Annotated in this window: 11 protein-coding genes and 1 pseudogene; all 12 read right to left on the reverse strand. The window is 67.8% G+C overall.

Annotated features, from left to right (window positions below; all coding sequences use genetic code 11):
• Nucleotides 1-231 (reverse strand): annotated as a pseudogene (locus AC1DO7_RS33400) (ABC transporter substrate-binding protein); the annotation flags it as partial.
• Between the two features lie 380 nt (nucleotides 232-611).
• A complete protein-coding gene (locus tag AC1DO7_RS33405) occupies nucleotides 612-1370 on the reverse strand; it encodes a sulfite exporter TauE/SafE family protein (RefSeq protein ID WP_441612871.1) in 759 nt (252 codons plus the stop codon).
• A gap of 101 nt (nucleotides 1371-1471) precedes the next feature.
• Nucleotides 1472-2026 carry a hypothetical protein gene (locus tag AC1DO7_RS33410; protein WP_477117068.1) on the reverse strand — a complete coding sequence of 185 codons (555 nt, stop codon included), beginning with the start codon at nucleotides 2024-2026 and terminating at the stop codon, nucleotides 1472-1474.
• A gap of 296 nt (nucleotides 2027-2322) precedes the next feature.
• Complete coding sequence (locus tag AC1DO7_RS33415) at nucleotides 2323-3351, reverse strand: branched-chain amino acid ABC transporter permease (protein WP_441612869.1); 1029 nt, start codon at nucleotides 3349-3351, stop codon at nucleotides 2323-2325.
• On the reverse strand, nucleotides 3351-4235 hold the full coding sequence (locus AC1DO7_RS33420; RefSeq protein WP_441612868.1) for a branched-chain amino acid ABC transporter permease: 885 nt from the start codon (nucleotides 4233-4235) through the stop codon (nucleotides 3351-3353). The genes AC1DO7_RS33415 and AC1DO7_RS33420 overlap by 1 nt, the downstream gene beginning before the upstream one ends.
• A gap of 132 nt (nucleotides 4236-4367) precedes the next feature.
• Nucleotides 4368-5576, reverse strand: coding sequence for an ABC transporter substrate-binding protein (locus tag AC1DO7_RS33425; protein WP_477117069.1), 1209 nt, complete (start codon nucleotides 5574-5576; stop codon nucleotides 4368-4370).
• 99 nt (nucleotides 5577-5675) lie between these two features.
• Entirely contained in the window at nucleotides 5676-6401 is a 726-nt protein-coding gene (locus AC1DO7_RS33430; RefSeq protein ID WP_441612866.1) for an ABC transporter ATP-binding protein, read from the reverse strand.
• 9 nt (nucleotides 6402-6410) lie between these two features.
• On the reverse strand, nucleotides 6411-7187 hold the full coding sequence (locus tag AC1DO7_RS33435) for an ABC transporter ATP-binding protein (RefSeq protein ID WP_441612865.1): 777 nt from the start codon (nucleotides 7185-7187) through the stop codon (nucleotides 6411-6413).
• Nucleotides 7188-7498: 311 nt separating this feature from the next.
• Nucleotides 7499-9241, reverse strand: a complete 1743-nt coding sequence (locus AC1DO7_RS33440) for a GMC family oxidoreductase (protein ID WP_477117070.1) — start codon at nucleotides 9239-9241, stop codon at nucleotides 7499-7501.
• A gap of 130 nt (nucleotides 9242-9371) precedes the next feature.
• Nucleotides 9372-10331, reverse strand: a complete 960-nt coding sequence (locus AC1DO7_RS33445; protein WP_441612863.1) for an alpha/beta hydrolase — start codon at nucleotides 10329-10331, stop codon at nucleotides 9372-9374.
• 49 nt (nucleotides 10332-10380) lie between these two features.
• A complete protein-coding gene (gene cueR, locus AC1DO7_RS33450) occupies nucleotides 10381-10887 on the reverse strand; it encodes a Cu(I)-responsive transcriptional regulator (protein WP_441612862.1) in 507 nt (168 codons plus the stop codon).
• The gene (locus tag AC1DO7_RS33455; protein ID WP_477117071.1) at nucleotides 10884-13343 is read right to left on the reverse strand and encodes a heavy metal translocating P-type ATPase; all 2460 of its coding nucleotides are present in this window, start codon (nucleotides 13341-13343) and stop codon (nucleotides 10884-10886) included. The genes cueR and AC1DO7_RS33455 overlap by 4 nt, the downstream gene beginning before the upstream one ends.
• Between the last annotated feature and the right edge of the window lie 201 nt (nucleotides 13344-13544).

Genomic DNA, 13544 nt, shown 5'->3' on the forward strand with positions numbered 1-13544 from the left:
GTTCTTGACGGCGGTAGTGGTATCGGAGGCATCGTCGAGCACGATGTACTCGATCTTCTTGCCGGCGATTTCCTTCGGCAGCAGCGAGATCGTGTTCTTTTCCGGGATGCCCAGCGAAGCCGCCGGTCCCGTGGCCGAAACCGTCACCCCCACCTTGACCTGAGCGTTGGCGGTGCCCGCGCACAAGGCGGCGGCGGCGAGAGCCAACAGGCTGGCGCGCTTGAATGTCATCGTGTCTCCTTCCATAGCGGCAAACGGAAAAGGCATCCGTGCCGGCTTCCGGCCGGTCGGATGCCTCAATCTGGTCTTCTTGTCTTTGTATGCTTGCGGTGTCCTTGCGGACCCGTGTCCAGGCGCAACGCCGGCGCCTGCCTGCTGCCCGGTGCGCGCGGAACCAGTCCGCACCACACCGCGATCTCCCGTCCTGCGCGTTTCCCCGGCGGCGCGCTGCGCCACCCGGTGCCGCTCATTCACCGACCGCACGGTCGAAAATGCGTAGCGAGTCTAACAATAGCGATATGGGCCGGAAAGCCGGATTAACCCGGAGCGCCGCCAGGGTGCGGCACGCCACGCGACACGCCACGAGAATCCGGCGGCCGCGCCCTGCCCGCTCAGTGCCCGAAGGCATCCCATGCGGTCTTCACGATCAGCGCCGCCACCACCACGATGAAGACGCGGCGCACGAAGCCGCTGCCATGCTTGAGCGCGAGGCGGCTGCCCAGCTGGCTGCCGGCGACGTTCGCCACCGCCATCACCAGGCCGAGCTGCCACCATACGTGGCCCTTGGCCGCCAGCAGCAGCAAGGCCGCCAGGTTGGTGGCAAGGTTGACCACCTTGGTCGATGCCGACGCATGCAGGAAGTCATAGCCGAACACCCGTACGAACACGATCATCAGGAAGCTGCCAGTGCCGGGTCCGAACACGCCATCGTAGAAGCCGATTGCCGCCCCCGCGAGCAGCGCTGCCGCGCGCTCCTTGCTGCCCGAAAGCGTGGGCGCATGCTCGGTGCCCAGGTTCTTCTTGGCCACCGTGTACACCAGCAGGATCACCAGCACGAACGGCAGCGACTTGCGCAGCGGCCCGGCGGGAATCAGCGTCAGCGCGTAGGCACCGGCCATCGAAAAGACAAAGGCCGACAGCATCGCCGGCATGGTCGCGCCCCAGTAGATGCGCACGCTGCGCCCGTAGCGCACCGCGGCGTTGGCCGTGCCCGCCAGCGAAGCCACCTTGTTGGTACCGATCAGGGTGGCCGGCGACATATCGGGATAGGCGGAGAACAGGGCGGGGATCTGCACCAGGCCGCCGCCACCGGCGACGGCATCGATCATGCCGGCCAGAAAAGCCGCGACCGCGAGAAACACGAAATCCATGGAACGCTCGGAAGACCAGGGAGGAGAAGAAGGGAAGGAAGGAGAGGCAACGCAGGAAGGCGACACGCCGGGACTGGCCTGCGGCAAGCCCCCGCCGCGTGTCAGCCGAGGTCTTTGTGCGCCGGTGCCAGATTGCAGTGCCACAAGCCGGCACACGGCACGAAGCCCGCTGCCTCGGCCTGCCGCACCGTCAGCAAGGCAGGCGACAGCAGCAAGTGCCGTACACCATGCGCGCGGCACCAGTCGGCCAGCAGGTCGCAGCACCCCTGGAAAAGCGCCGCATTCGCCACAGCCGCCGTACCCGTCTCTGCAACTGGCCGGGCCCACCATTCCGCCACGAACGCCGCGAGCCCGGCGAGCCCGAGATGCGGCACCAGCGTGACGGGCAAGCAGCCCAGCACTTGCTGCCCCGCTGCTTCCGCCACCACGCAAGCCCCGCGCTCCGGCCTGGCCAGCAGGCTCTCCACCAGCGCGCTCCRCGCGCGCGCGGCAGCCACCGGCAGCGGCCGGGCGGCCTGCAGCCAGTCGCTCAGCGCTGGCGCGTCGGCGGCGGTAGCAAGGCGGATATGGGGATACGAGCCGGCAGCGGAGGAAGCGTCCTCAGAAGGCGGTTTATGTGGCGCCGGAGGCACCGCTGATGGGAATTCGGGGGACATGGCAGGCGTCGGGGAGAGAAGCAGATTGTCTCATGTGGCCCTCGCCCTTCTTATGCCGATTCCGCATGGTGGCGTGCGATGCACCAGAAACAGGCATTAAAAAAGGCGTTGCCGGGGATCACCCGGCAACGCCCTCATCTTATATGACACTGCAGCCTAGTGACCGCGCGCCTGTCGTCTCCTCGCTTCCGCCTCCATTTAACCTGCGAAAACCGTATATGGAATGTAACTAAGCGGTGCGTTCCGAACAAGCTAGAAGAAACCCTAGCCCCAAAACCGGGCATGTTGCCCCGTAATCACTCCCGGGCCTTGCCGAAGCGCGCCAGCAGCTCTCCCATGATGCCGCGGCGGAAGGTCAGCACGCAGATCACGAAGATCACGCCAGTGACCATGGTCACCGATTCGCCCAGCGAACCAAACCACTCGATTCCGGTGAGCGAGGCGAGGAAGTTGCCGATATCGCCCAGCTTGTTCTCGAGTGCCACCACCACGAAGGCACCGACCAGGGGACCCGACAGCGTACCCAGCCCGCCCACCAGCGTCATCAGGATCACCGAGCCCGACATCGACCAGTGCACGTCGGTCAGCGTGGCAAAGCCCAGCACCAGCGCCTTGATGGATCCCGCCAGTCCCGACAGCGCCGCCGACAGCACAAATACCATCAGCTTGAAGCGGTCGGTGTCGTAGCCCAGCGAGATGGTACGCGGCTCGTTCTCCTTGATCGCCTTGAGGATCTGCCCGAACGGCGAATGGACCGTCCGCACGATCAGCGCGAATGCCAGCACGATGATCAGCAGCGCCACGTAGTACAGCGTCAGGTCGCTGGCCAGCGGCAGCACCCCGAACAGCTTGCCGCGCGGGATCCCCTGCAGGCCATCCTCGCCGCCGGTATAAGGCACCTGAAGGCAGAAGAAGAACAGCATCTGCGCCAGCGCCAGCGTGATCATCGCGAAGTAGATGCCCTGGCGCCGGATCGCGATCCAGCCCACCACGTAGCCGATCAGGGCGCCCGTCAGCGTACCCAGCACCAGGCCGACCTCCGGCGTCACGCCCCAGGCCTTCATGGCATGGCCGGCCATGTAGGCCGCGCCGCCGAAGAAGGCCGCATGGCCGAACGACAGCAGCCCGGTGTAGCCGATCAGCAGATTGAAGGCGCACGCGAACAGCGCGAAGCACAGCACCTTGAGCACGAACACCGGATACGCCCCGGCCATCGGCGCCACGATCAGCGCCACCAGCAACAATCCGTACCACAGTTTCTTCTGCACGCCCTGCCCCTGTCTTGTCTGCCCCGCGGCCACTGCCGCGCCCGATGGTTGGCTCATCACTTCTCCCTCCCGAACAGCCCGGCCGGGCGCAACATCAGTACGATGACCATGATGAAGAACACCACCGTGGAGGAGGCCTCGGGATAGAACACCTTGGTCAGGCCCTCGATCACGCCCAGCCCCAGGCCGGTCAGGATCGAACCCATGATGGAGCCCATGCCGCCGATCACCACCACCGCGAACACGATGATGATCAGGTTCTGCCCCATCAGCGGCGAGATCTGGATCACCGGTGCGGCCAGCACGCCGGCGAACGCCGCCAGCGCCACGCCGAAGCCGTAGGTCAGCGTCACCATCAGCGGCACGTTGACGCCGAATGCTTCCACCAGCTTGGGGTTCTCGGTGCCGGCGCGCAGGTAGGCGCCAAGCTTGGTCTTCTCGATCAGGAACCAGGTGGAGAAGCACACCACCAGCGAGGCCAGCACCACCCAGGCCCGGTAGTTGGGCAGGATCATGAAGCCGAGGTCGGTGGCGCCGGTCAGCAGTTCCGGTGGCGAATACGGCAGGCCGGACACGCCGTAGATCGAGCGGAAGATGCCTTCGACCACCAGCGTGATGCCCAGCGTGAGCAGCAGGCCGTAGATATGGTCGAGCTTGTAGATCCAGCGCAGCATGGTGCGCTCGATCAACACGCCGAGCAGCGCCACCACCAGCGGCGACAACACCAGCATCACCCAGTAGTTGAGCTCGAAGTAGTTCATGCCCATCCAGGCCAGCACCGCGCCAAGCATGAACAGCGCCCCGTGGGCGAAATTGATGACGTTGAGCAGGCCGAAGATCACCGCCAGGCCGAGGCTCAACATCGCATAGAAGGCACCGTTGACCAGCCCCAGCAGCAGCTGGGACAGCATGGCGGGCAGAGGAATACCGAAGATGTCCATCGCGGGCGTTACCGTTCGCGCACCAGCCGGGATTCGTCGTGGCCTCCCGGGAAGGCGCAGTCAAATGAAGCGAAGCCGCGGCGCCCGGGTCACGAGCCGCCGCGGCAGGGACAACACACTCAGCTCAGGCGCTTACTTCTTGAGCAGCGCGCACTTCGACTCCGCCACCGTGGCGAAAGCCTGGTCACCCGGAATGGTGGCGACCACCTTCAGGTAATCCCACGGCTTCTTCGATTCCGCCGGCGACTTCACTTGCATCAGGTACATGTCGTGGATGCCACGGCCGTCCTGGCGGATATAGCCCTTGGTGTAGAAGTCGTTGATCTTGGCCTTCTTCAGTTCGGCCATGACCTTGTCCGGATCGTCCGTCTTGGCCGTCTCCACCGCCTTCAGGTAGGTGCGGATGGCGGAGTAGTCGGCGGCCTGCAAGCTGCTCGGCATCTTCTTCATCTTGCCGAAGAAGCGGTTGGCGAACTTGCGGGTCTCGTCGTTCATGTCCCAGTACCAGCTGTCSGTCATCAGCAGGCCTTCGGTGTTCTTCAGSCCCAGGCTGTGCACGTCGTTGATGAACATCAGCAGSCCRGCGATCTTCATCGWCTTGGTGATGCCRAATTCCTTGGCCGCCTTGATCGMGTTGATSGTGTCGCCRCCGGCATTGGCCAGRCCCAGGATCTGCGCCTYSGACGACTGCGCCTGCAGCAGGAAGGAGGAGAAGTCGGAGGCGTTGAGCGGATGGCGCACCTGGCCCACCACCGTGCCGCCGTTGGCCTTCACCACCGCGGCGGTATCCTGTTCCAGCGAGTGGCCGAAGGCATAGTCGGCGGTCAGGAAGAACCACGACTTGCCGCCCTGCTTGACCACCGCGCTGCCGGTGCCCTTGGCCAGCGCAATCGTGTCATACGCATAGTGCACCGTGTACGGCGAGCACTCTTCGTTGGTCAGGCGCGCCGAGCCTGCGCCGATGTTGAAGTAGACCCTCTTCTTCTCCGATGCGACCTTGGCCATGGCCAGGCCGGTAGCGGAGTTGGTGCCGCCCAGCAGCATGTCCAGGTTCTGCTGGTCCATCCACTCGCGCGCCTTCGAGGCGGCGATGTCGGCCTTGTTCTGGTGATCCGCCGAGACCAGTTCGATCGGCTTGCCCAGCACCTTGCCGCCGGCATCCTCGATCGCCATCTTGATGGCCTCGAGACCGCCCGGGCCGTCGATGTCGGCGTACAGGCCGGACATATCGGTGATGTAGCCGATCTTGACCGTATCGCCCGAGACCTGGGCCGAAGCCGAACCCATTGCCACGCCCGCTACGATAGCCGCCAGAGCAACCGCCAGCCGAGTCATCTTCATTGCTTGTCTCCTTAGTTTCGGCGGCCCTTGTCGCCACCCGTTCCTGCCCTAAAACAATGCCTGCGATGCATGCGCGCCATACCTGTCAGGCGCGCCGCATCAGACCCCAAGCAACTCGTTGAGCACCGGCATCTTGGCCTGCAGTTCCGCCGCGGCGAAACGCTCGACGATGGTGCCGTGCTCCATCACGTAAAACCGGTCGGCCAGCGGCGCGGCGAAGCGAAAGTTCTGCTCCACCATCACCACCGTGTAGCCCTTCTTCTTGAGCATCAGGATCATGCGCGCCAGCGCCTGCACGATCACCGGCGCGAGACCCTCGGAGATCTCGTCGAGCAGCAGCAGGTTGGCGCCGGTACGCAGGATGCGCCCCACCGCCAGCATCTGCTGCTCGCCGCCCGACAGGCGCGTGCCCTGGCTCTGGCGGCGCTCCTTCAGGTTGGGGAACATCTCGTAGATCTCGGCTTCGCTCATGCCGGCGCCGACGCCGCTGCCCTTGGCTTTGAGCAATGGCGGCAGCATCAGGTTTTCCTCGCACGACAAGCTGGCGAAGATGCCGCGCTCCTCCGGGCAGTAGCCGATGCCGCAGTGCGCGATCTTGTGTGTCGGCATGCCGATGGTCTCGGTGCCATTGACGCGGATCGAACCCTTGCGCTGGCCGGTCAGGCCCATGATGGCGCGCAGCGTGGTGGTGCGCCCGGCGCCGTTGCGGCCCAGCAGCGTGACCACCTCGCCGGGGTTCACGGTCAGGTCCACGCCGTGCAGGATGTGCGATTCGCCGTACCAGGCGTGCAGGTCCTTGATTTCAAGTGCGGGCGTTGTACTCATCCTGGCTCCTCAGTGCGCGCCCTGCAGTTCGGCCTCGACGGTGCCCATATAGGCTTCCATCACGCGCGGGTCTTTCGATACCTCGGCGTACGGCCCTTCGGCCAGGATCGCGCCGCGCTGCAATACGGTGATCTTGTCGGCGATCGACGACACCACGTTCATATTGTGTTCGACCATCAGGATGGTGCGTCCCACCGCGACCTTGCGGATCAGGTCGGTGACGCGCGCCACGTCCTCGTGGCCCATGCCCTGCGTGGGCTCGTCGAGCAGCATCAGCTCCGGCTCCATCGCCAGCGTGGTGGCGATCTCGAGCGCGCGCTTGCGGCCGTACGGCAGGTTGACGGTGACGATCTGCGCCGCGTCGGTCAGGCCGACCTGATCGAGCAGTTCCATGCCGCGCGCATTGAGCGCATCGAGCGTGCGCTCGCTGCTCCAGAAATGATAGGAAGTGCCGAGCTGCCGCTGCAGGCCGATACGCACGTTCTCCAGCACCGTCAGGTGCGGGAATACCGCCGAGATCTGGAACGAGCGGATCACGCCGCGCCGCGCGATCTGCGCCGGCTTCTCACGCGTGATGTCGATGCCGTTGAAGAGGATGGTCCCCGTGGTCGGCTCGAGAAACTTGGTCAGCAGGTTGAAGCATGTCGTCTTGCCGGCGCCGTTGGGGCCGATCAAGGCATGGATGGAGCCGCGCCGCACCTTCAGGTTGACGTCGCTCACCGCGGTGAACCCCTTGAATTCCTTGGTGAGGTTCCGCGTTTCCAGGATCGTGTCTTGCTCGTTCATGGTCTCCTGCCCGCCCTCTTGCTGCGGCACCGGCTTCTGGTCGGCACCGCCAAATGGTCAGAACCGTGGCGCTGTTTGCGCCACCACCGCACGAGTCACGCCAATCCAGTTGCGCTCCCCGTGGCTATTGCGGCTTGCACGCCGCTTCTCTTCTTGTCGCCGCCGCCCGGCATGCTCACCAAGGCGCGACGCGCCCTGGGAGGGGCGCGCCAATGTGAGCGCTGCTGCACGGCATATGGGCGTCTATTGTGTGCGTCTGCTGCGTCGCAAAACATCCGGGTTTGCACTGATTATGAAACATGAACCAGATGTCAGGTCTGTGTCGTGGCTCCGTCTTTCTCTTGACCCACGTCATTGAGCGTGCCGCGCGCGCGGGCTTCGGCGGAGGAAACCTGCAGATTGGCGGGCGCGGCCGGCGCCGCGCCCTCGCCCGCCGCGCCGGCCATGCGCCGGCGGCGGTCTTCCCGGATCATGTCGCTGGCGCGCTCGGCGATCATGATGGTGGGCGAATTGGTGTTGCCCGAGGTGATCAGCGGCATCACCGACGCATCGACCACGCGCAGCCCGTCGATGCCGATCACGCGCAGGCGCTGGTCGACTACCGCGCCCGGGTCGTCGGCGCGCCCCATGCGGCAAGTGCCGACCGGGTGGAAGATGGTGGTGCCGATCTCGCCGGCAGCCTGCGCCAGCTGTTCATCGGTCTCGAAAGCCGGGCCGGGCAGCCATTCCTGCGGCTTGTATGGCGCCAGCGCGGGCGAGGCCACGATGCGCCGCGTCAGCCGCAGCGAATCCGCCGCCACCTTGCGGTCCGCTTCGGTGGACAGGTAGTTCGGCGCGATCACCGGCGCCTTGCGGAAGTCGGGGTCGCCGATGTGCACGCTGCCGCGCGAGGTCGGGCGCAGGTTGCACACGCTCGCGGTAAACGCGTTGAAGCTGTGCAGCGGATCGCCGAACTTGTCGAGCGAGAGCGGCTGCACGTGATACTCCAGGTTGGCCCGGCCCTGCGCGGCATCCGAACGCGCGAAGGCGCCGAGCTGCGACGGCGCCATGCTCATCGGCCCGCTCTGGTTGATCGCGTACTGCAGGCCGATGCCCAGCTTGCCCCACCAGCTGCCCGCGCGCGTATTGAGCGTGCGCACGCCCTCCACCTTGACCACGGTGCGCAGCTGCAGGTGGTCCTGCAGGTTCTCGCCCACGCCCGGCAAGGCGTGGCGCACCGCGATCCCGAGCGCCTGCAGGCGTTCGGGTTGGCCGACGCCGGACAGCTCCAGCAGCTGTGGCGTATTGACCGCGCCGGCCGCCAGGATGACCTCCTCGCGCGCGGCCACCGCATGCGCGGTGCCGCCGCCGAGATAGGCCACGCCACTGCAGCGGCGGCCGTCGAAGCTCAGCGCGCTGACCTGCGCCCCGRTGACGATGGTCAGGTTGGGCCGTTCGGCCGCGCGGCGCAGGAAGGCCTTGGCGGTATTCCAGCGGATGCCGCGGCGCTGGTTGACCTCGAAGTAGCCCACGCCGAAATTGTCGCCGCGGTTGAAGTCCTCGGTGCGCGGGATGCCGGCCTGCTCGGCGGCTTCGATAAAGCGCTCCAGGATATCCCAGTGCAGCCGCTGCCCCTCGACCCGCCACTCGCCGCCGGCGCCGTGGAACTCGCTGGCGCCGCGATGATGGTCCTCGCTGCGCTTGAACAGCGGCAGCACGTTGTCCCAGCGCCAGCCGTCGTCGCCCGTCAGGCGCGCCCAGTCGTCATAGTCCTCGCGCTGGCCGCGCATGTAGATCATGCCGTTGATGGACGACGAGCCGCCCAGCACACGCCCGCGCGGATAGCCGAGCGCGCGGCCGTTGAGCCCGGCCTGCGCCGTGGTGCGGTACATCCAGTCGGTACGCGGGTTGCCGATGCAATACAGGTAGCCCACCGGGATATGGATCCAGTGATAGTCGTCGCGCCCGCCGGCTTCGAGCAGCAGCACGCTCACCTCGGGGTCCTGCGTCAGGCGGTTGGCCAGCACGCAGCCGGCCGATCCCGCGCCGACGATGATGTAGTCGTAAGTCTCCATGTTCTTGTCTTTGTCTGGCCTTGCGCCGCGAGTGGAAGGATTGAGGAAGGGCCTGCGCCCTGGCGCGGCCCGCCGTTCTTGGGCTACCGATGCGCGCGATGGTTCATCGCGCACGCCATCATGCACGCATTCACGCCTGTGGCTGCAGGTGCCTGCGCAGCCAGCCTGCCAGCACGTCGAACACCTGGCCACGCAGCGGCTGCGCCTCGTTGAAGATCTCGTGATAGGCGCTGTCGAACCAGTGCGCCTCGCACAGGTCGGGCGGCGCGCCTTCGGCGAAGCGCCGGCTACCGGCCGGGTCGACGATATGGTCGTCGCCGCCCACCAGCAGCAGCGCCGGGGCTTCCAGCATGGCCGCATCGGCCTGCGCCTGCGCCATGCCCTGGATGAAAGTCTCCAGCACGCTGGCGCTGATGGTGCCCTGCACCAGCGGATCGGCGCGGTACCGCGCCACCGCCGCCGCATCGTGCGACAGGTAGCGCGCATTGATCGGATTGGGTACGCGCAGGCGCGGCGCCAGCACCAGCAGCGTGCGATGCACCGCCAGCATCGCGCCGGACAGCCGCAGCGCCAGCGCCGGCGACGACAGCACCAGCGCCCGGATCGGCCGCACGCGTGCGGTGGCGAAGCGGGCCGCCACCAGGCCGCCCATGCTGTGGCCCAGCAGGAACGGCAGTTCCTGCCACTGGCCCACGGCCGCGTCGTGGATCTCGGTCAGGTCTTCGACATAGATATCGGGATGGCCGGCCACCATGCGCGGGCCACCGCTGGCACCGTGGCCGCGCTGGTCGTAGGCGCGCACGCGCAGGCCGAGGCCGCACAGCAGTTCGGCCACATGCTGGTAGCGCCCGCAATGCTCGGCCAGTCCGTGTACCAGCAGCAGCGAGCCGGTCGTCTCGGGAAACAAGGCAGGATCGGGCTGCCAGGTGCGCAGCAACAGTTCGGTGCCGTCGCGCATGCGTTGCCGGCTTTCGGTCGGCACCAGGGGCTGGGCGGGCTGCGCGGCCATGCCGGCACCCTCGCCGGCATGGCCGCCGGCACCGGCGCCCGGCAAGGGCTCGGCAGGGACAGCGGTACTCGGTTGGTCCATCCGGTTGGTCTCCATCTCCGTTCCGCCATGCTGCGCACCCACAACAGCGCTAGGCCGCCGTGCTGTCCTCGCCATGGCGATGGCAGGCAGGCATCCTCATTGCGCCATCGCCATCGCCATCGCCATCGCCATCGCCATCGCCTCCGCCGTCGCCGCCCTCGCCCTCGCCCGGCCGCGCCATGTCGGCCAGGATCGGGCAGTCGGGCCGGTCGTCGCCGCTGCAGGCCTCGGCCAGCTGGCGCAAGGTGTCGCGCATGGCGGCCAGTTCGGCGATACGCTGCTCGAGATCCGTCACGTGGCGCAAGGTGAGCGCCTTGACGTCGGCGCTGGCGCGCGCACGGTCGTGCCACAACGACAGCAGGCCGCGAATCTCGTCCAGCGAGAACCCGAGATTACGGGCACGCCGCACGAAGCGCAAGGTATGCACCGCGCGCTCGTCGTAGCGGCGGTAGCCGCCTTCGCTGCGCGGCGGCGCCGCCACCAGGCCGATCGACTCGTAGTGCCGGATCATCTTCGCGGAGACGCCTGAGGCCTGGGCCGCTTCACCGATATTCATACCTTCTCTCCCACCGGCTTCCAGCGCCGCAGCAGCAGTGCATTGCCGACCACGCTCACGCTGGAGAAAGCCATGGCCGCCCCCGCCACCACCGGGTTGAGCAGGCCGGCGGCCGCCAGCGGGATGCCGATCACATTGTAGAAGAAGGCCCAGAACAGGTTCTCGCGGATCTTGCGCACGGTGCGGTGCGAGATGCGCAGTGCATCGGCCACCAGCACCGGATCGCCGCGCATCAGCGTGATGCCGGCGGCATGCATGGCCACGTCGGTGCCGGTCGACATGGCGATGCCCACGTCGGCCGCGGCCAGTGCCGGCGCGTCGTTGATGCCGTCGCCCACCATCGCCACCACGGCCCCTCCCGCCTTGAGCGCGAGTACGCGCTCGGCCTTGTCGGCGGGCAGCACCTCCGCCTGCACTTCGTCCAGGCCAAGCGCCTGCGCCACGCGCGCAGCGGCGCCCTGGTTGTCGCCAGACAGCATCACGGTGCGCACGCCGGCGGCGCGCAGCCGCTCGATGGCGCGGCGCGCGCCAGGCTTGATGGCATCGCCGAAGGCCACCAGCCCCAGCACGCGCGGTGCATCCTGCGCGCTGGCGTCGATCAGCCATGACACCGTGCGCCCCTCGTCCTGCAGCGCGCGCGCGCGCGGCTCCAGCGCCCCTGCCGCCGCGCCCAGCGAGGCTCTCAGGCGCTCGCTGCCCAGTTGCAGCACCGCGCCGTCCACCGTGCCGGTCAGGCCCATGCCGGGCAAGGCGCGCACCGCGCCGGCCACCGGCGCCGTCACGCCGCGCGCGCGTGCCGCGGCCAGCACCGCGTGCGCCAGCGGATGCTCGCTGCCGGCCTGCAGCGCGGCCAGGCTGGCCAGCAAGCGCTCCTCGGCGCCCGCGCCGGCGTCGGCGGGTACCGCCAGCGCCACCACCTCGGGCTTGCCCACGGTGAGCGTGCCKGTCTTGTCGAAGGCGACCACCGTGACCCGGTGCGCAATTTCCAGCGCCTCCGCGTCCTTGATCAGGATGCCGGCACGCGCGCCCGCGCCGGTGCCGGCCATGATGGCGGTCGGCGTGGCCAGGCCCAGCGCGCACGGGCAGGCGATCACCAGTACCGCCACTGCATCGAGCAGGGCCGTTTCCCAGTTGCCGCCGATCACGCCCCAGCCCAGCAGCGTCAGCAGCGCGATGCCCAGCACCACCGGCACGAACACCGCGCTGACGCGATCCACCATGCGCTGGATCGGCGCCTTGGCCGCCTGCGCATGCTCGACCATGCGGATGATGCGCGCCAGCACCGTTTCCGCCCCCACCGCCACGGTGCGCGCCACCAGCCGGCCCTCATAGTTGATGGCGCCGCCGGTCAGGCGCGCGCCCGGCGCCTTGGGCACCGGCAGGCTCTCGCCGGTCAGCATCGATTCGTCGGCATGGCTGTTGCCTTCGATCACTTCGGCATCCACCGGCACGCGCGCGCCCGGCAGCACCACGATCTCGTCGCCCACCTGCACCGAGGCCAGCGGCACCGTGGTTTCGGCGCCGCCACGGCGCACGAYGGCGCTGTCCGGGCGCAGCGCCGCCAGCGCGCGGATGGCGTCGGCGGTCTGGCGCTTGGCGCGCGTTTCCATCCACTTGCCCAGCCGCACCAGCGTGATCACCACCGCCGCGCTCTCGAAGTAGAGGTGCGGCATGCCGTCCGCGCCGCGCCACATCAGCCACAAGGACAAGCCGTAGGCCGCCGAGGTGCCCAGCGCGACCAGCAGGTCCATATTGCCCGCGCCGGCGCGCACCGCCTTCCAGCCCGCCTTGTAGAAGCGCCAGCCGAACACGAACTGCACGGGCGTGGCCAGCAGCCACTGCACCCACGCCGGCAGCATCCAGTGCACGCCGAACCACGCAAGCACCATCGGCGCCACCAGCGGCAGCGACAGCGCCGCCGAGATCGCCACCGGCCACGGACCGGACCAGAAGCCCTCGCCCGGCGCCGCGCCGGCCGGCTGCCCGCTGCTCACGGGCACGGCGCCATACCCTGCCCGCGTCACCGCCGCCGCCAGCGCGGCGGCATCCACCGCGCCGCGCAGCACGGTCACCGCGGCCTGCTCGGTGGCCAGGTTGACCTGGGCGTCGACGACGCCCGGCACGGCCTTCAGCGCGCGCTCCACGCGCGCCACGCAGGACGCGCAGGTCATATCGCTGATCGACAGGTCGATGGCCTGGCGCGGCACTTCGTAGCCGGCCGCCTTCACGGCCTCTGCCGCGGCCGGCAACACGGCCGCGCTGTCGGCCTGCAGCGTGGCCTCCTCAGTGGCGAGGTTGACCGCAACCTGGCGCACGCCGGGCACCTTGCCCAGCGCGATCTCGACACGCCGCACGCACGAGGCGCACGTCATGCCCCCAATGGGCAAACGCCATTCGGCATCCGGCGCGCCTGCTTTCGCGCCCGGCAGGGGGAGGGTCTGGGATTGAGCTGACATGGCTTTTGAGAGTGGTCCTGGTGACGACGAACTCATCATGGACCTTACCATGTTGGGAAGGTCAAGGCCGGATACAAGCAGCGAATCCGGCACGTCATGGCGCGGCGGATGCGGGCGAGAAAGCCCTTGCGCTTCCCACCATGGGAAGGTGCAAACTCCAGGCTAGATTGCAATCCGGCCGCCGCAAGCGCAGCGGTGGGT

This window comes from Cupriavidus sp. 05N40 (genome assembly GCF_056397305.1).

What these genes read in the sequence shown, in the direction of transcription:
- AC1DO7_RS33405 (WP_441612871.1), bottom strand. Translation starts at nt 1,370, where the DNA reads ATGGATTTCGTGTTTCTCGCGGTCGCGGCTTTTCTGGCCGGCATGATC.
- cueR (WP_441612862.1), bottom strand. Translation starts at nt 10,887, where the DNA reads ATGAATATCGGTGAAGCGGCCCAGGCCTCAGGCGTCTCCGCGAAGATG.
- AC1DO7_RS33435 (WP_441612865.1), bottom strand. Translation starts at nt 7,187, where the DNA reads ATGAACGAGCAAGACACGATCCTGGAAACGCGGAACCTCACCAAGGAA.
- AC1DO7_RS33415 (WP_441612869.1), bottom strand. Translation starts at nt 3,351, where the DNA reads ATGAGCCAACCATCGGGCGCGGCAGTGGCCGCGGGGCAGACAAGACAG.
- AC1DO7_RS33420 (WP_441612868.1), bottom strand. Translation starts at nt 4,235, where the DNA reads ATGGACATCTTCGGTATTCCTCTGCCCGCCATGCTGTCCCAGCTGCTG.
- AC1DO7_RS33430 (WP_441612866.1), bottom strand. Translation starts at nt 6,401, where the DNA reads ATGAGTACAACGCCCGCACTTGAAATCAAGGACCTGCACGCCTGGTAC.
- AC1DO7_RS33445 (WP_441612863.1), bottom strand. Translation starts at nt 10,331, where the DNA reads ATGGACCAACCGAGTACCGCTGTCCCTGCCGAGCCCTTGCCGGGCGCC.